Below are 17,529 nucleotides of genomic sequence, written 5' to 3'. Positions count from 1 at the left end.
GTCCCAAGGCCCGGGTAGTCGGCCTTTCTCTGTTTCTAGGAGCAAAACGATGTCGATGGCGGATCGTGACGGCCTGATCTGGCTGGATGGTGAAATGGTACCCTGGCGCGAGTCCAAGGTGCATGTGCTGACCCACACCCTGCACTATGGCCTGGGCTGTTTCGAAGGCGTGCGAGCCTACAGCACCGACCAGGGACCGGCGATTTTCCGTTTGCAGGAGCATACCGACCGTCTGTTTCGCTCCGCTCACATCCTCAACATGAAGCTGCCGTTCACCAAAGAACAGGTGAATGAGGCCCAGCGTCAGGCGGTGCGGGAAAACGGCCTGGACGAAGCCTACATCCGTCCCATGGTGTTTCTGGGGTCCGAGGGCATGGGACTGCGCGCTGACAACCTCAAGGTGCACCTGATGGTCGCCGCCTGGAGTTGGCCGTCCTATATGGCGCCGGAAGCCCGCGAGCTGGGTATCAAGGTGCGCACCTCGTCCTACACCCGTCACCATGTGAACATCACCATGTGCAAGGCGAAGGCCAACGGCAACTACATCAACTCCATGCTGGCGTTGAATGAAGCTGTGGCCAGTGGCTGTGAGGAAGCGCTGCTGCTCGACAACGAGGGCTATGTGGCGGAAGGCTCCGGTGAGAACATCTTCATCCTGCGTGACGGCGTGCTGCACACGCCGGAACTGACCTCCTGCCTGGAAGGGATCACCCGTCAGACGATCCTCGATTTCTGTCAGGAACTCGACGTACCGGTGCGTGAGCGCCGTATCACCCGGGACGAGGTTTACATCGCCGACGAGGCCTTCTTCACCGGTACCGCCGCCGAAGTCCTGCCCATTCGCGAGCTGGATGGCCGTACCATCGGTGCCGGCAAGCGTGGCCCGCTGACCGAGAAACTGCAGTCGATGTATTTCGATGCGGTCAAGGGCAAGCGCCCGGAAAACGCCAGCTGGCTGACCGCCGTCAAGGACTGAAACCGGCCCGGCCGTCGCCGGGCACCCGATCCAACCTGTTATCCATACCAAAGCCGGGATCACATTATGGCCGACGTTATCAAAGTACCTGTCTCCTTCGGCGAGGTACTCGACAAGATCACCATCCTCGAGATCAAATCCGAGCGCATTCAAGACGAAGACAAGGTGCGCAACGTGCGTCTGGAGCTCAACGAGCTCAGCGAGACCTGGAATGAGGCGGTGGACGATGTGTCCAAGGTCGCCGACCTGCGCCAGCAGCTCAAGGCCGTCAACGAACAGCTGTGGGAAATCGAGGACGACATCCGCGACCAGGAAGCGGCCCAGGATTTCGGTCCGCGTTTCATCGAGCTGGCCCGCGCCGTCTATGTCACCAACGACAAGCGTGCCGCGATCAAGAAAGAGGTCAATCTGGCCCTGGGGTCGCGCTTCGTCGAAGAGAAGTCCTACCAGGACTACACCGCCAGGACGTAAGCGCTTGCGCCGTCTGTTGCGATGTCTGATACGGCATCGTGTGGCAAAAAGGCTGGCCCTTCGGGAGCCAGCCTTTTTTGTGTCAGGCGGTTTCTTCCGGGGCCGGCTGTTGGCGGCGTGAGTGGGCGAACCAGCGGTCCAGTGCCGCGCAGGCCTCTTCCACGCTGATCAGCTCCATCGCGCCCGGGTACTCGGCCTTGGCGCCCCAGCGGGCGGTCTTCACGTCCTTGCTGCCGAACACGTCCAGCGCTTCGGGATAGCGGTTCACGCACCATTCCAGCGAATTATACGGGCCGGAGCGATCCGGGTTGCTGGCCGCATACAGGCCCAGCACATCGGTGCCCATGGCGTTGGCGATGTGGGTGGGGCCGGTATCCGGTGCCACCACCAGATCTGCCGCGCCGAGCAGGGCAGTCAGTTGTTTCAGGGTGTCCTGGCCGCAGAGGTTGAGGGCGGACTCTTTCATCGCTTGTTCGATGCTGGCGCAGTATGCCTGCTCGAATGGCGCCGGGCTGCCGACGAGAATCACCTGCGCGCCGTGCTGGCGGACCGCGTGATCGGCGAGCAGGGCGTAGCGCTCCGCCGGCCAGTTGCGCAGCTTATGGCTGGCGCAGGGACTGATAACGACGTTGGGGCGATCCGGCGCCAGGTGCTGGCGGGCGAAGTCGTGATCGGCGTCGGTCAGCGGGATGCTCCAGCGGGCCGGAGCGGCCTCCAGGCCCAGGGGTTCGAGGAAGCTGGCCAGGCAGTCGCGCACGTGCTGGCGTGGCGTGGCGGCGATGCGCCGGTTTATGAACAGGCTGTGGAGGTCTTTGCTGCGCGCGCGATCGTAGCCGACCCGAACCCTCGCCGGAATCAGCGCCGCTGCCAGGTTGGCGCGGAACGCCACCTGCATGTGCAGGAGCGCGTCGAAGCGGCGCCCCTGCATCTTCCGACGCAGCTCTCGGTAGCCATCGAGACCGGCTTTCTTGTCGAAGACGATGAATTCCACGCCGGGCAGATCACCGATCAGCTTGGCTTCGATCTTGCCGATCACCCAGGTGATCTTTACCCCGGGGAGCTGCTCCTGGAGGCTCAGGACCACCGGGACGACGTGGGTAATGTCGCCAATCGCGGAAAGGCGCAGAATGCAAATGGACTTCATGAAACGTTCCGTAAACTAAACCCGCGGACGGCCAGTGGAGCTCATCCGCATTTCATTGATAAACTTGTGTTAAGGAACACGAGCATTATTCTATCGTAACGCGTCCAATCCGTCGTTGGTCTCCTCCGACGCTGCACGCCTTTGTCACAGCAGGCAGGTTTTAAGCCATCCATGGCTGAGTCCAAATCCCCGAATGCCACAAGCTCAATTGCCACAGACCAGAGTGCCGACCAGAGCGCCGTGAGAATCCACCCCGATTTTGGTGACGATGTCACTGCACAATGGTTTGATCCCGCATTCTGGTCCGACCGGGCCGTGCCTGTTGGCAGCGGCGGGCGAGGCAGCGCCTGGTTTGTTGAGTCGCCGGTAGGCCCGCTGGTCCTGCGTTTCTATCGTCGGGGCGGCATGGTGGCGGCGGTATCCGATTCCAGCTACCTGTTTACCGGTGAGCAGCGGGTGCGTTCATTCGCCGAGTTCGAGTTGCTCAAGACCCTGTCGGAAGATGGGCTGCCGGTTCCCAAACCCGTGGCGGCGACCTATCGCCGGCGCAATCACCTCTGGTATCAGGCATCGATCCTGATTGAACGCATCGTCGACGCAGTTCCCATGCCTGATGCCGATGCTCTGGACTCAACCGAGCTGTGGACCGCCGTCGGCCAGACCATTCGCCGCTTCCACGATCACGGCGTCGATCATGTCGACCTGAACTGCGACAACATCCTGATCCGCGGTGATTCGGTGACCCTGATCGATTTCGACCGTTGTCGTCTGCGTAACACGGCGGGGGGCAGCGACTGGCGGCAGGGCAACCTGGACCGCCTGCGGCGTTCAGTCGACAAGCGCTGTGGACGTTTCAGCGACGCCCGCCGTGATGCGCTCTGGTCGGCGCTGGTGGATGGATACCGCAACGGTACCCCGGCGTCGTGAGCGGCTGCGTTCCAGGGATGAGGAACTGATGGCGTTGATCGAGCTGTTGACCGAGATCCATTCCAACACCCGTCGTACCCGGATAACCTATCTCGCCCGGATTGATGAGGCCCTCGCTGCGATCAAATGTTACCGGCGCCCGCTGTTTGGCCTGGTGCACTGGCTGCGGGCAGAGCGCCGCGGGCGCCGGCTGCGCAAGGTGGGAGCACCTGTCCCGCCAGTTGCCTATTCGGGTTGGGTGCCCGGGAAGCGCTGCTTTGGTTTTGCCACCGAGTTCCTGGACGGTTACCGTCCCATGCGTCAGGTGTTGCGCGAGGCGGAATCGCCCGAGGTGCTGCAGCATCTGATTGGCGTGCTGGGGCGGACCGTCGCCGATCTCCACCAGCGTGGTGTCGAGCAGCCCGACGGCAATCTGACCAATTTCCTGGTCGACGAACGCGACCGGGTTGCTATGGTGGATGAAGACGATATCAGGGTTTTCCGCGGCGGCTTGCCCATCGGCGTGGAAATATCCAACCTGGCGAACATTGCGTCGCGGCTGCCGGACGAGCGGGCCGTGGAAGTGCTGCTGAACGCCTATATGGATGCCCGGGCTCCGACCGACGAAAACGTTTGGGATCAGGCGGCGTTCTGGGCGCAAGTGAACGGCTGGCGTGAGCTGTTCCGTGCCAAGCGGGCCAAGCGCAATATTGCCGATCGACGGTTTGACTGAAGGTCACGGGGAAGACGTTACTGTATGGAGAGGAAGCGAATTTGAGCGACATGACATCCCGTTGGCCCAGCCTGTTCAACAACCCCCTGACACCCCGGTGTCCGCCGGCAATCAATGGATTGCTGCTCGTCCTGTCGGTTCTGTTCGTTGCCCAGATGCTTCTGCCGTTCGGCAAGGTCAAGGCCATCGACATCGCCTTCTACCTGTTCGGCCTCATCGTCTTCTTCGGTTACGCGGGATCACTGCGGCGATCCCTTCCGGCCTGGGCCATGCTGGCGGCAATCGTGCAGTTGACGGTGACCTGGCTGTTCCTGCTCAAGGATTTTCCGGATATCGCGCGCAGCGGGCCATCCCTGGAGGATTACCTCGACAAGTTCGGCTTCATTTTTATCGCGGTGGTGCTTGCCGGGCGTGATCGTTGGGCGATGACGTACCTGGGCGTGCTGGGTGGCCTGGTCATCGCGATGCCGTGGATTCTGGGCGGCGGTTTGACGGACTTTACCCGGGGGCTGGAATCGGCTATCCGGGTGGGTTTCGGCGTGAACCCGATCCGGGCGGCCATGTACTATTCCCTGGCCTTGCTCGGCCTGCTGGCGTTTGCGCCGCGGATTTTCCTGCGTCCCCGGTTCCGCTGGGGACGCTTTGTCCTGTGGGGCCTGGTGGTGGCCTACTGCCTGCTGTGCATCGTCACCACGCAGACGCGGGGCGTGTTCCTGGCCTTGTCCGTAGTGCTGGTGTTGGGCTTTATCCTGCTGATCACCCTGGGGCGGGCGAGCCGGGGCACCAAGGCGGTCATCGTCGGCCTGTTTGCCGGCGTGGTACTGGTGCCAACGCTCGTGGCCACGAGCACCGGTGTCCTCGACAAGACCATGAACCGGGTCGCCAGCGAGATGGTGGTCTTCGACAAGATGGAAGCGGGGAACTTCGAGGCCATGCCGGATTCCAGCTGGGGGCTGCGCGCCCAGTTCCTGAATATCGGCCTGGAGCGCATCGCCGAACGACCCCTGGTGGGCTGGGGCTACCGCGCCGGGCGCATGGTTCTTTCGGAAGCGGGGGAAGATGAAGCTGTGCTGGGGCATTACCGGCAGCTCCACAATTCCTACCTGGAGACCACGCTGCAGTACGGTCTCGGTGGCCTGCTGATCATTCTCGCCCTGTTCGCATGGGCCGTGCGGGGCGGTTACCGGGCCTGGCGCGCCGGGGTCATGGCCGGCGATATCTTCGCGTTTGCCGTCAGCTCGATCACCTTCTTCATGATCTGCGCGTTGTTCTACGGCCTTTTCTTCGACGACGACCCCGGTTTGATGATGATCTCCGTCCTGCTGGGCGTGCCGGCGTCGTTTATCTTCAGCCACACCCATGGCCGCAAGGTCATGCAGGCCCAGGCCGCGACGGGGCGCTAGCGCCGCCGCGGCAGGACCCGCCGGTACCCGGCCGTCAGGCACATCAGCGCTCCGAGCTTTCTATGGATGCGCTGGATGCGCCGTGTCAGGCGATCCCAAAGGGTCTTCCGGAAAGCGTCCGAGTTGTGCCCGAACAATGCACGTTCCTGCTGCAGGTGGCTGCTGTCCAGTTCCTCCGGATGCTGCAGGAGGTTGGCGAAGTAGATCGATACCGGCGACGACTGGAAAAAACGGCCCCAGGCATCCGCCAGTTGCAGCGCCTTGTCGTGCCCGGCCAGGATGTCGGCGGCACTCCGGCGGGTGACGACGTAGCAGCAGGTGCGGAACACGTGCCGGCTGGAAAAGTCGGCCAGCCGGAACAGCCCTTCGCGCCCCGTCGGCTTGCCGAACAGGAACTTGCGGGCCGGCATGCCTTCCTGTCCTCCGCAGATCAGCAGGGCTGCTTCGGGCAGCGCGGGAATCAGCGACATGATCCTCGCCACAGCCTCGTCGTCGCCGATCACGTCATCCTCCAGAATCAGAGCCGCCGGCGCTTCGCTGTCCAGGAACTGCCGGAGCGCCTTGATATGGCTCAGGCTGCAGCCAACCTCGCCCGGCAGCATCAAACGGTGGCCGTTCATACACGCTGGCAGGATGTGGCCGAAGAAATCCTTGGCCGTCAGTTCCCGGCCGTCGACCGCTTCGACATGGGTCATGCGGGCTGCGAATTCGGGAAAGCGCCGTTTCAGGGCGTCCCGGCGAGTGCTGTCTTTCGGCAGGGAGACGAGATAGATCGGATACGGGCTGTGACTCATTTCAGGGCCTGGTCGGGAGCGGTGATGCTACTGGGCGCGCGGTTCAGATGGACTCGGGGTAGTCCAGCGTCTCGAAATCGTCGCGGTAGTAGTCGTGGACGATCCGGCGAACCTGCTCGTTGTCGTAGAACGATTGGTAGGGCTGGCGATTGGCGGTACGGTTGCTCTCGCGCAGGTCCTTGCCCTCGCCGATAAAACTGGCGATGTACTTGAAGTCCTTCTCCAGGTTCTCGTAACGGCCGACAAAGTCGACGCAGAGTTGGCCGCCCACCGTGATGAAATCCACCTGCTTGCGGAAATGGAAGAATTTGCGGATCTCCGGATCCTTGTCGAAGCCGTTGATGACGAAGTCCTCGAAATCGTTGAAGCCGGCCATCTTCCGTTCGCTGAACGAGCGGTCATAGGAATTGTTGCCGCCGGCGGCCAGGTACTGGTAGGCGGAGACAAAGCGGTCGTAGGGATTGCGCACGAAGGTGAACTTGAACTTGGCGTTGTACGCGGCGAGCCCGTATATCTTCATGTATTTTTCGGCGGAGGCGTGGCCCAGACCCGATACGCGACCAAACAGGGACTCATGGATGGCCGTTCCCGCCGCCTTGGGAATATGCACAAAAATGGTGTCGTATTCCTCGAACTTGCGGTTGCGGTAGGAACAGCGGATCTCACGGTGGTAGCGACGTTTTGCCAGGTGCTTGTACTGGATCTTGATTTTCTGCGTCAGATTCATTGGGCGACGGCGGTCCTTATTTGAAGCTTCCTGCCGGAACGGAACAGGGCGGCAACATGCCAGAGTACGTTGCGCTTGATGGTACGCGAGGACCAGGGTTGAAGTCGCCAATGCATTCGGGAAACCCGCAGCGCCTCGGCGCAGTAGCCGGAAGACCACAGGCGTTTGGCAACGCGCCCCAGGAACTTGTCGGCGATGGCCGGGTGGTTCTTCAGGAAAGCGCGGTGGGTATCGATGACGCTCAGGTCGTCCCGGGCCTGTACGGCTTTCTTGTCCGAATTGGACAGCCGGGGGCCATCGTGTATCCGGAAGAACAGGTCGGCATCGGGCACGTTCCGGGCGCTGACCCCCTGCTGCAGCAGACGGAAAACCAGGTCGCGGTCCTCGGAAACGCACAGCGATTCGTTGAAGCCTCCGCAGCGGACAAAGCGTTCGGCGTTGAACAGCATGCCACTGCAGGACACCTGCATCAGCTGCTCAAGCGCCTGATCGTTGCTGTTCGAGTGGTCGAGCGAGGCGGGGCCCAGGTTCTTCGATGCCTGCCTGTCGCTGTAGACATCGACCCGGTTACTCCAGAGAAACGCGGGCATCCCGGCGGCGGAATCCAGCGCCTGCGTCATGTTCTCCAGGAAGGCCGTTCCCAGCCAGTCATCGTCGTCCAGAAACAGCACCCACTCAGCGATGGCGGCCTCCGCGCCCTGGTTGCGGGCCGCCGAGACTCCCTTGCTGACGTCGTTTCGGACAAAACGGATCGGGATCGTGGCGGTGGCCATGTCGACCGCTGATTCGGCCGGCATGCGACTGCCGTCATCGACCACGATGATTTCGGTGGCTTTTCGGCTCTGGGAATCGATGGATTCCAGGGCATGCCGGAGAAAGTGGGGGCGATCCTTGGTCGTGACGATGACGGATACTGCGGCAGTCATGGGTGATCTGGGCCTCAATGGTCTGAAGGCAACGGTCGGTCTCCGTCCCGAAAGTGGAGTGGGGCGGACGCGTCACCGGTGTAAAACACAACCAGGCGCCTGGAAGTGCACTCTTGGACAGGATGATCCATATAAGTTGCAATTGAATTTAAGCCGGTTGGCGTTGATCGATTCCTGGCCCGCATGACCGCAACCGCATCAGTCCGGACAATCCATCGACATGCACCACGCCCAGTTGCGCGGGCAGGTAATCCAGGTTGCCAGCCAGGGCGATGGCCAGCCGATGATGCCCCTTGCGGCCGAAGTAGGGGGCGCCGTCCGGGCCGATGTGGACCAGGGGGCCGCCTTCTTCGCGGACGTTGCCGGCGATCAGCGCCTGGCGTGGGGACAACTGGCCGGCCCGGGTGACCGCCTCGAACAGTCGGTCCAACTCGTCATAGCGCGCCTCGACCTGGGCCAGTGTGCTGAGCCGGTCGACTTTTCCGTGCTCGCGGATGTGGCGCATCATGCGCTCGATAATGCCGGTGTCCTCCCAACTGACGCCGTCGCGCCAGTGCTGCAGGCAGGCCCGTATGGTGTCGATGTCGATGACCCGGATAACGCGGTTGGCAGGCCACTGATCGATCACTCTGGCGGAGTCTTTGGCGCTGCCGGCCTTGACCGCGTACTGGAGTTCGGCGGTCGGCACCCACAGGCGCTCGGCAAACTGGGGGGCGTGCGGACCATAGAGGGTCTGGTTGCGGGCATCGATCCGGCGGGCGCGGATGCGACTGTTGAGGTTTCTTCGCCACTGCTGGAAGCCGTTTTTCTCGGTAATGCTCATGCCGACGGCGGTCTCTTATTTTTAATGCGAACCGGCAGCCCTGGCTCCTGTTGCAGGTGGTTGCATGCCGGAATGGGTCGGGGCGCAACATAACACGGTTGAAGCGGCCAAAGTTTGACGTATTTCTAATAATGATAATTGTTATTGATTATGGGGTGCCATGAAAGGCGTCGGGAATCGGGCGGTTGGGTCGGCTCGACCGCCGTTGGGCTTTGGTCTGGCGCATTGGCAGGCTATCATAGCCTCCGTGAATGCTTCCGGGGATCCTGGAGCGTTGTCGGTCTGCCCATCGATTACAAGGATGAAACAATGGCACCGCATAGACGTCAGCATTTCCTTGTATAATACCGCCGCCTGTTTTCGCGAGGCACACGGGTGTCGTCGGTGAGCGGGGCGTTTCCGTTATTGGCAACACATGAAACGATGAGGCCCGATTCCGCCGCATGTCTGCACGAACAACCGATGCGCCGATCGATGCTGTGATCACCTGGGTGGACGGTGATGACCCGGCCCACCGACAGAAACTGGAGCAGTGTCTGGGCTGGCGCGCCCGCTGGAAGCCCAAGGCCGCAGCCCGGACGCGCTATGCCGATAGCGGGGAGCTGGAATACTGCGTGTCTTCCCTGCTGCGTTTTGCCCCCTGGTTGCGGCGTATTTTTATCGTCACCGATGCACAGACCCCGGCTTTTCTGAATAATCTGCCGCGCGATCTGGCGGATCGGGTGAGGGTCGTGGATCACACGGCGATTTTTGCCGGTTACGAGGATCTGCTTCCCACGTTCAACAGTTTGTCGATTGAGACGATGCTTTGGCGGGTGCCGGGGTTGGCGGATCGTTTCATCTATTTCAACGACGACTGTTTTCTCGTCAAGCCGGTGGCGCCGTCGGACTTTTTCGATGACGATCATCCCGTGCTCCGCGGTGATATCCGGCCTTTGGCCAAGGATGCTGCGGACAAGCGGCTCAAGCGCCTTTTCGGGATAGGGCGTCCGAGCCTGCGCACCCTGCAGTGCGAGGCCGCACGGCTGGCGGGAGGCGCGTCGCGTTTCCTGGTTGTGGGGCACGTGCCGCACCCGATGCGGGTCAGCACACTGAGCGATTACTTTGCCAGTCACCCCCAGCCGATGCGTCGCAATGCCTCTTATCCATTGCGCAACATCAGGCAGTTCTGGACGGTGGCTCTGGCCAATAATCTGGAATGGCTCAAGGGAACGGCCAGACTGTCGGAAACGCCCGAGTCCCTGTATTTGGGATCGGCACCAGGGGCACGGGAGATCGAACTGGTGGAAAGTATTGATGAGCGTCCCGAATGCCGTTTTTTATGCGCTCAGAGCTTGGATGGGGCCAGTGAAGAATTCATGGCGTTCTGGGTGTCGTGGATGGATCGAACCGTTGGCCGTTTTCAGGGGGATCAGTATTGAGTGAAGTGAGCCTGCCGTGGGCGGGGCGTCGGGGTGTTTCAGGGAGTCTCCGAGCTCCGCGTTGGGTCAACGTATCCCTGCTGCTTTTCCTGTCTTTTTCGTTGTTACTACCCTGGAAGGCCGTTTACGGCGTTTTTCTGTTCGCGGGTGTGTTTCCTGGCGTCCTCTGGGTTTGCATCGCGCCCCGGACGCGGCGGTTGGTCAACGACAGAACGATCTGGCTGGCCCTCGCCATGCTTGGCTACATGACGGTGAGCACTTTTCTGCCGGATGGCCTGAAGCAAGACGAGCAGTTTCAGGTTGTGCGCTGGGCACTGAGCACGTCGATCTTCATGCTGGCGGTTTTCGTGGCCGCACAGCGATGGCTCGATCAACCCCGTTACCATGCCCGCCTGATCGTGAGTGTTGCGTTTGTGGCGTCCCTGCTGGCCATTGCCCATTATTTCTGGGCGGGCCAGTATCCATCCCGGATCAGCGGTTTTGGCTATTTGAGCCATCCCATTCTGGGGCCGTCGGCGCTGATTGCCTTCTGGGCGGTCGGCATGGTGACGTACCGCCTGGATGAAACCCGCGAGCGCTTTGACCACCTCGTCATGGGGCTGTCGGCCCTGAGCATCCTGATCCTGGCGATTCTCTCGCAGAGTCGTGGGCCGCTGGGGGCGCTGCTTGCCTTTATGGTGCTTTACTCGGCCTCGGTACTGCTGGTGAGTCGCCGCGCCCGGGCGCGTCAGTACCTGGTCGGCGGCGTGATTCTCGCGCTTGTGTTCGCAGCGGCGGCCTATCCCTTTCTCAGTGACCTGCTGGCGGGCATGGTGGCGCGCGGGTTTTCCCATCGTCCGCAGATCTGGATGACCGTGATCCAGAACCCGCCTGAATCCATCTGGATCGGCGCCGGAGCGGCTTCCGATTTCAGGAATTCCGAGGCGGGCCTGTTGCTCCATGAGCAGATGGGCGTTGCGATCAAGCACCCTCACGACCTGCTGCTCAGCGCCTGGCACTACTCCGGGTTCATCGGCGCCGGCCTGTTGCTGCTGCTACTGGGCTGGGTGCTGGTGCGCATCGTGAAGCAGCTGGGCACGGCGCATCGCCGCCTCGTGCCGTTCGCCCTGTTGCTGCTCCTGCTGATTGGCCTGCTCAACCTGACCGACGGCCACATGGTGATTGCGCCGCCCAGTCCCGACTGGCTGTTTTTCTGGCTGCCACTGGCGTATCTGATGGCACTCGCCCGATGCTGCGAGTCTCGTGGCGAGTGAATCGGGTAGGGCGGCCCGCCTGTATGACGAAGAGCGCATCAGCCCGCTGGGGCTTTCGTCCCTGTAACGGCGCTGGCTGGTGTCGCCGCCCATTCGCTTCCAGGCCTTTTGCTGGCTAAGGTTTTGATATGTCCCTTTCCTTTGATCACGGGGAGTACCGGGTTGTTTCCCGTTTGAACGAAGCCCAAAGCGGCCGGCTGGTTGAGACCGTGGTGGCGGGAGACGTCGATCGCGAGACGGTGTTTCGCGATAACTGGCGCACCCTGAGCGCCCGCGTGCGGTTTGAAAACCAGTCTTTGTTGCTGAAAGTGCCGAGGGCACGGAACGGACGGCGTTGGGAACGTTTCCTGACGCGGTTTCGCGGAAGCGATGCGGTGCGGACGTTCCGGCATCTCGAGCGCATGGCCGCGATGGGGTTTTCGGCACCGGAGCCGGTGCTGGCCTGCGAGCAGAGACAGGGAGGCGCTGTGGTCGATTCCTTTGTCTGCTACCGGTTTGTCGATGGGCGTCCGGCGCGGCCGGAAGATGCGCCGAAGGTCATCGCGGCTCTGCAGGCCCTGCACCAGAAAGGGTACCTGCGGAGCGATGCGCAGATGGCCAACTTTATCGTGAACGGGGAGCGCATCACCTTCATCGATTTTAGACTGAAGAAACCCCGGTTCCTGCCCGCCTTGCAGAAAGCGCGAGAGCTGGACCGCTTCCTGAGGAGCTGTCCCGAGGCAAGGCGCAGCCTGGACCCATCGCTGGCGTCGTCGGGATGGCTGAGGCTGGCCACGCGATTGGAAGATGCCCGGTTTGCCCTGAGAAACGTGAAGAGACGGCTCCGGAAGCGATAGGTTCGATCGTCAGGACGCCAGAGCGGATCGTGGAAAAGACGGATACTGGAAGCGACAGCCAGCGAATAAAAAGGGTGGTGAATGAGACCCCAGTGGATAGACCCGGAAGGACCCTGATTGGCCATGAAAAAAGCGGTATTGTTTTGCCCGTCCCGTGTTTGGGGCGGCATCGAAAAAAACGTACTCCTGAGAGCCCGTTTTCTGGCTGAGACCGGTGTTCAGGTCTACGTGATTCTGCTCAAGGGGTCGTTTGCCGAGCGTTTCGCCGGTATCCCCAATGTCGATGTTGTCGAGGTCAAGTCCAGGGGCGGGGATTTCAATCTCTCGGTGGTGACGAACTACGTCCGGATTCTGAAGCGCATCCGGCCGGATGTTGTTTTCGCGGCGCTGAAGAAAGACTGGTGGCTGGTCTCGCTGGCCTCGACCTTGGCCGGTGTCGATCGCGTGATCCTCTACCTGGGTATTTCCCGGCGCGTCAAAAGCCCGATCAAGTACTTCGCGATCTTCCGGCTGATGAAGTCGGTGCTGATGGTCAACAGCGACTCCCTCAAGCAGGAGATGCTCAAGCATCGGCTGTTTTTTCACGACGGCAATGTGTTCCGGGTTTATAACGGATTCGACGTCGACGCGAAGACGCCGGACCGGACGGATTACCGCAGGCTGTTTGACCTGCCGGACGATGCCGTGATCGTTGGTTGTGCCGGACGTTTCAGCCCCCAGAAAGGGTTTGATCAGTTGCCGGATGTGTTGGCGGCACTGCCCGGCAACGTCCATATCGTGCACGCCGGGGAAGGGGAGTACGAGGACGAGATCAAGGCAGGGATCATGGCCCGTGAGGAAGCGAGCCGGATTCATTTTCTGGGCTACCAGAAAGACATGGCGTCGTTTTTCAGCGGAATCGACCTGTTCCTGCTGTGTTCGCGTAATGAGGGCATGGCCAATGTGCTCAATGAGGCCATGAGTTACGGCAAACCGGTTGTCTCGACACGGGTACCGGGCAGTGAAGAACTCCTGGCCAATGGTCGCTACGGCATACTCGTCGATATTGACGACGTGCCGGCCATGGCCGCCGGAATACGATCGCTCGTCAACCGTGAGCAATCGTTTGACCCGTCAGGCCTGCAGGCGTGGATTCGCGAAGAGTTCGGCATGCAGAAGATGGTTCGCGAGACCAACCGGCTCTTTTTTGAAACGGATCTGGGGTGATGTCGAGTTTGGGCGTGTGGGCGTAGCCCGGACATCACGGTTATTGGGCGCCTCTCGATATACGGGGTTGTTTTGGCAGTAAAATATCACCTCAGGGCTTTCTGGATAGATTCCTGGAACCGGCTTCGTTTTGGCGCGGATGCGCCGCGTTACGCCGAACGAATCTGGGTGCCCCCCGGCGCCTGCAAACGGTACGTTGAAGCGGCGGACCTGGCGAGTTTCTTTGGCGCACGGGTTCGCCAGATGTCCGGCCGCGTCGTGCGCGATTGGCCGGAGCACCTCGAACAGCCCTTCGAGAATCATCCCAAGCTCACCTATTGCTGGGGGCACTGGCGCGATGGCAAGGACTGGCAGGCGTCCGGCGCTATCGACTTCATGCTCAGCCGGATCGCGGTGTCTCCCACCGGGGTGACGGACAAATGCCGCACGCCTGAAGACGTCGAGCGGCGTTACGCTGCGCTGGATGACATCTGGGACGACGTGCGATCCCGCGGCCGGCTACCCACGCGGCAGGAGCTGGAGCCCGATACCTTCCGTGAAGTGGGCGGCGTTCTCATGCACCTGGGCCCAGGAGGCGAACCGATTTTCTCCGGAGCCGGCTGCCATCGCTTCGCCATGGCGATGCTGCTCGATGCGTCGTTCCCGGCCCAGCTTGGTTGCGTCCACGTCTCCGCCCTGGAACAGATGGCCGAGTGGCGAAGCCAGCGCTGAACCGCGCTGTCGAACCCTTCGCGGATAGGGTTGCCTGAACACAATCGTGTAAACTGGGCGCCGCCCGAAAACCCGGCGGCCGGCCTGCGCTGCAGGCCAGCCCGAATGCCGGACCGTTCACCCTTTGATTCTGGTCACGTTTTGAAAAACGATCTCGCGAAGCTGGTTATCCTGGGAGCCGGTCGCCCGTTCCGGGGCGATCAACACAGTGTATTGCGCAGCGCCTCCGGCCAGAGCCGGGTGCTGGACTGGGTGCTGCAGGCGGCACGTTCCGTTGTGGACGACGTGCACTTCGTGGGCGGCTATCAATTGGACGAAATCTGCCGGGTTTATCCGGACATCCAGTATTCGGTCAACCCCGCCTGGCAAAGTACCGGCGCCGCGGCATCGTTGCTGACCGCGCCCTTGAGCGCGAGCGGACGCTATGTGGTGTCCTACGCCGATGTGCTGTTCCGCTCGTCCTCGATCCAGACCCTGGCGGCCAGCGACGCCGATGTGGCGGTGGCGGTGGACAGCCAGTGGCGACAGCGTTTCGAAGGGCGCTCGCAGGCGGACCTGGAACGCTGCGAGAAGGTGAACCTGCACGGCTCGCAGATTACCCGCCTGGGGCGGGACATCCTCCCCGCCACGGCGGACGCCGAGTTTGTGGGGCTGGTGTCGTTCGGATCCCGGGTGGCGGAGTACCTGGCGGCCCAGGGCGCGTCTTTCCCGGAAGAAATCCGTCGTGGCAACCTGAGCCAACTGCTGGAACTCCTGCGCGTGCGCGGGTTCAGCATTGAGGCGGTCGATGTCGAGGGTGATTGGGCGGAAATGAACGAGCCGCAGGACCTGACACGCTTCATCATGGGCACCAAGGCCCAGACCCTGAGGCGCCTGCAGGGCCTGATCACCCACAGCCGCATTGAGGACCAGGTCAGTTTCACCGTGGCTGAGTGGCAGTCCGAACCACAGGGCGTGCTCGAACGTATCCGGCGCAAACTGGGCGCCCGGGCTTTGGTGGTGCGTAGTAGCGCCTTGACGGAGGATGGCTTTGCCTCGGCCAATGCCGGCGCCTACACCAGCGTTCTGGGTGTGGACGGCGCATCGCCAGAGGCGGTCAAAACGGCGATTGCCGAGGTGGCCGCGTCCTACCCGGATAACGATCCGCGCAACCAGGTGCTGGTCCAGCCCATGGTGGACAAGGTATGCGCCAGCGGTGTGGCCTTCACCCGTACCCTGGCCCATGGCGCGCCTTATTACGTCATCAATTATGACGACATCACCCGCAGCACCGAGTCGATCACCAGCGGCGCGAGCCGCGATCACAAGACGTTGCTGGTCTATCGCGGGGATGGCGTGGAGGGGGCCCGGTTGCCGCGGCCGGTCGATAAACTGTTGCCGGCCCTGCGGGAACTGGAAGGCCTGCTCGATTACGATTCCCTGGATGTGGAGTTCGCCATCAGCGAGGGCGGCCAGGTTCACGTCCTGCAGGTGCGCCCGATCGCGGTGGAGCACGAAGAGAACGACGCCGGAGCGGTGGACGCCGTGCTGCAACAGGCGATGGCCCGTTTCCGCCGGGCCCAGGCGCCGTCGCCGTTCGTCGTTGGTGAGAAGGCCTACTTCGGCGTGATGCCCGACTGGAACCCGGCGGAGATCATTGGCACCCGGCCGGGGCGGCTGGCCATGAGCCTGTACCGCTTCCTGATCATGGACGACATCTGGGCCACCCAGCGCGCCGAATACGGCTATCGGGATGTCCGTCCGCAGCCGCTGCTGACGGCCTTTGCCGGGCATCCTTACGTGGATATCCGCGCCAGCTTCAACTCCTTTATTCCCGCCACCCTGGGCGACGACCTGGCGGGCCGGCTGGTGGATTTCTACCTGGACTGGCTGCGAAAGCACCCGCACCTGCACGACAAGGTCGAATTCGACGTGGTGCCCACCTGCTTCGCCCTGGACTTTGAGCGTTGGCGCCAGCGGCTGACGAACGAGGGCGGTTTCGCCGGCGCTGAGGTGGAGGCGCTGGAATCCGGACTCAAAGCCGTCACGGCCGGTGCGTTTGAACGCACGCCGGCCGACCTGGCCGCGGTGGACACCCTGGAGGCGCGATTCCAGCGCATCACGGAGCGAGACCTGCCGCCGCTGGAGCGGGCCCTGGTGTTGCTCGAAGATTGCCGCAGCCTGGGCACGCGTCTGTTCGCGCATCTGGCCCGCAGCGCGTTCGTCGCGGTGACCTTGCTGCGCTCAGCGGTCAGCGCTGGCCTTCTTGATCAGGAGGCGGTCGACGCCTTCCTCAACTCGATCCGCACGGTCACCCATCGATTCACCGACGATGCGGCGCAGACGGCGTCGGGCGCGTTGGCGTGGGAAACGTTCGTCGAGCGGTACGGTCACCTGCGCCCGGGCACCTACGACATTACGTCGCTGAGCTACGCTGACGATCCGGAGCATTTCCTGCGTCCGGTGGTGGAGCGCGCCAGCGGTGACACCGCCGTGCATGCCGACACCGCCGCCTGGGACCGGTCCCGTTCGGCGTTTGCCGAAGCCCTGGGTACGGTGGGGCTGCCGGGCGATATCGAGGTGGTGGAAGGTTTCATGCGAGCGGCCATCGAAGGGCGCGAGTACGCCAAGTTCGTGTTCACACGCCACCTGTCGGCGGCGCTGGACGCACTGGTCGAGTTCGGCCAGTCCCGCGGGCTGGATCGCGAGGCGCTGTCGCACATCCCGCTGGGGGCCTTCCGGGACGTGTCTGCCGGTACCGTCAGTGAAGTGGACGAAACCGCCTGGCTGACCGGCGAAGCGGAGCGTGGGCGTCATGCCCAGCAGCGGGCCGGCCTGGTGGAGTTACCGCCGCTGCTGTTGGACGAGTCGGATTTTCGGGTGTTCCTGTACCCGTCCAGTCAGGCGAACTTCGTCGGCAGTGGTCGCATCACCGCGTCCTGCCTGGCGCTGAACAAGACGTCCCCCGAAAGCGGTGCGCTGGAAGGCAGGATCGCCCTGATTCCCCAGGCGGATCCGGGCTACGACTGGCTATTCGGCCAGGGCATCGCCGGCCTGATCACCATGTACGGCGGCGCCAACTCGCATATGGCGATCCGGGCCGCGGAGTTCGGCCTGCCGGCGGCCATCGGCGTGGGTGAGGCCCGCTACGAGGCATTGGCGGTCGCCTCCGTGCTGGAACTCGATGCCGCCAACCGCCGTATCCAGGTGGTGCGCTGAG

At 62.4% G+C, this 17,529-nt stretch carries 16 protein-coding genes; 11 read left to right on the top strand and 5 right to left on the bottom strand.

Annotation, left to right across the window (positions count from 1 at the left end; translation table 11 throughout):
• Positions 1-49: 49 nt before the first annotated feature.
• Entirely contained in the window at positions 50-976 is a 927-nt protein-coding gene (locus tag GQB00_RS20835) for a branched-chain amino acid transaminase (RefSeq protein WP_111498271.1), read from the top strand.
• Between the two features lie 66 nt (positions 977-1,042).
• On the top strand, positions 1,043-1,447 hold the full coding sequence (locus tag GQB00_RS20830; RefSeq protein WP_111498270.1) for a DUF6165 family protein: 405 nt from the start codon (positions 1,043-1,045) through the stop codon (positions 1,445-1,447).
• An 82-nt stretch (positions 1,448-1,529) separates the two neighbouring features.
• Here GQB00_RS20830 and GQB00_RS20825 read toward each other — a convergent pair whose 3' ends face one another.
• Positions 1,530-2,591: a glycosyltransferase family 9 protein gene (locus GQB00_RS20825; RefSeq protein ID WP_165857690.1), complete on the bottom strand. Its 1,062-nt coding sequence runs from the start codon at positions 2,589-2,591 to the stop codon at positions 1,530-1,532.
• Between the two features lie 171 nt (positions 2,592-2,762).
• Between GQB00_RS20825 and GQB00_RS20820 the strand changes: the two genes are divergently transcribed.
• From GQB00_RS20820 to GQB00_RS21970, 3 genes are read left to right on the top strand one after another with little or no spacing between them, the layout of a single operon-like run.
• Positions 2,763-3,518, top strand: coding sequence for a 3-deoxy-D-manno-octulosonic acid kinase (locus tag GQB00_RS20820; protein WP_165857689.1), 756 nt, complete (start codon positions 2,763-2,765; stop codon positions 3,516-3,518).
• Between the two features lie 28 nt (positions 3,519-3,546).
• Positions 3,547-4,230, top strand: coding sequence for a hypothetical protein (locus GQB00_RS20815; RefSeq protein ID WP_162628890.1), 684 nt, complete (start codon positions 3,547-3,549; stop codon positions 4,228-4,230).
• A 50-nt stretch (positions 4,231-4,280) separates the two neighbouring features.
• Complete coding sequence (locus tag GQB00_RS21970; protein ID WP_228160723.1) at positions 4,281-5,633, top strand: O-antigen ligase family protein; 1,353 nt, start codon at positions 4,281-4,283, stop codon at positions 5,631-5,633.
• Here the strand turns inward: GQB00_RS21970 and GQB00_RS20805 are convergent.
• The 4 genes from GQB00_RS20805 to GQB00_RS20790 form a co-directional block, all read right to left on the bottom strand.
• On the bottom strand, positions 5,630-6,427 hold the full coding sequence (locus tag GQB00_RS20805) for a glycosyltransferase family 25 protein (RefSeq protein WP_165857687.1): 798 nt from the start codon (positions 6,425-6,427) through the stop codon (positions 5,630-5,632). The genes GQB00_RS21970 and GQB00_RS20805 overlap by 4 nt on opposite strands.
• Before the next feature lie 43 nt (positions 6,428-6,470).
• Entirely contained in the window at positions 6,471-7,154 is a 684-nt protein-coding gene (locus GQB00_RS20800; protein ID WP_111498264.1) for a sulfotransferase family 2 domain-containing protein, read from the bottom strand.
• Positions 7,151-8,080: a glycosyltransferase family 2 protein gene (locus GQB00_RS20795; protein WP_111498263.1), complete on the bottom strand. Its 930-nt coding sequence runs from the start codon at positions 8,078-8,080 to the stop codon at positions 7,151-7,153. Before GQB00_RS20795 ends, GQB00_RS20800 begins: the two co-directional genes overlap by 4 nt.
• A gap of 148 nt (positions 8,081-8,228) precedes the next feature.
• Positions 8,229-8,903 carry a hypothetical protein gene (locus GQB00_RS20790; RefSeq protein WP_165857686.1) on the bottom strand — a complete coding sequence of 225 codons (675 nt, stop codon included), beginning with the start codon at positions 8,901-8,903 and terminating at the stop codon, positions 8,229-8,231.
• Positions 8,904-9,346: 443 nt separating this feature from the next.
• Between GQB00_RS20790 and GQB00_RS20785 the strand changes: the two genes are divergently transcribed.
• The 6 genes from GQB00_RS20785 (at position 9,347) to GQB00_RS20760 (ending at position 17,528) form a co-directional block, all read left to right on the top strand.
• Positions 9,347-10,324, top strand: coding sequence for a stealth family protein (locus GQB00_RS20785; RefSeq protein WP_165857709.1), 978 nt, complete (start codon positions 9,347-9,349; stop codon positions 10,322-10,324).
• A gap of 197 nt (positions 10,325-10,521) precedes the next feature.
• Positions 10,522-11,577, top strand: a complete 1,056-nt coding sequence (locus GQB00_RS20780) for an O-antigen ligase family protein (protein WP_165857685.1) — start codon at positions 10,522-10,524, stop codon at positions 11,575-11,577.
• 128 nt (positions 11,578-11,705) lie between these two features.
• Positions 11,706-12,413 carry a lipopolysaccharide core heptose(II) kinase RfaY gene (locus tag GQB00_RS20775; protein WP_165857684.1) on the top strand — a complete coding sequence of 236 codons (708 nt, stop codon included), beginning with the start codon at positions 11,706-11,708 and terminating at the stop codon, positions 12,411-12,413.
• A gap of 123 nt (positions 12,414-12,536) precedes the next feature.
• Positions 12,537-13,619: a glycosyltransferase gene (locus tag GQB00_RS20770; RefSeq protein WP_165857683.1), complete on the top strand. Its 1,083-nt coding sequence runs from the start codon at positions 12,537-12,539 to the stop codon at positions 13,617-13,619.
• Between the two features lie 243 nt (positions 13,620-13,862).
• Complete coding sequence (locus GQB00_RS20765) at positions 13,863-14,330, top strand: hypothetical protein (RefSeq protein WP_228276973.1); 468 nt, start codon at positions 13,863-13,865, stop codon at positions 14,328-14,330.
• Positions 14,331-14,435: 105 nt separating this feature from the next.
• On the top strand, positions 14,436-17,528 hold the full coding sequence (locus tag GQB00_RS20760) for a PEP/pyruvate-binding domain-containing protein (RefSeq protein WP_165857681.1): 3,093 nt from the start codon (positions 14,436-14,438) through the stop codon (positions 17,526-17,528).
• The last annotated feature ends 1 nt before the right edge of the window (position 17,529 follow it).

The organism is Marinobacter sp. JSM 1782161, assembly GCF_011421605.1.
Classification (GTDB): Bacteria; Pseudomonadota; Gammaproteobacteria; order Pseudomonadales; family Oleiphilaceae; genus Marinobacter_A; species Marinobacter_A bohaiensis.
Note: the sequence above shows the minus strand (reverse complement) of the source record. Positions and strands in the feature narration are given on the sequence as shown.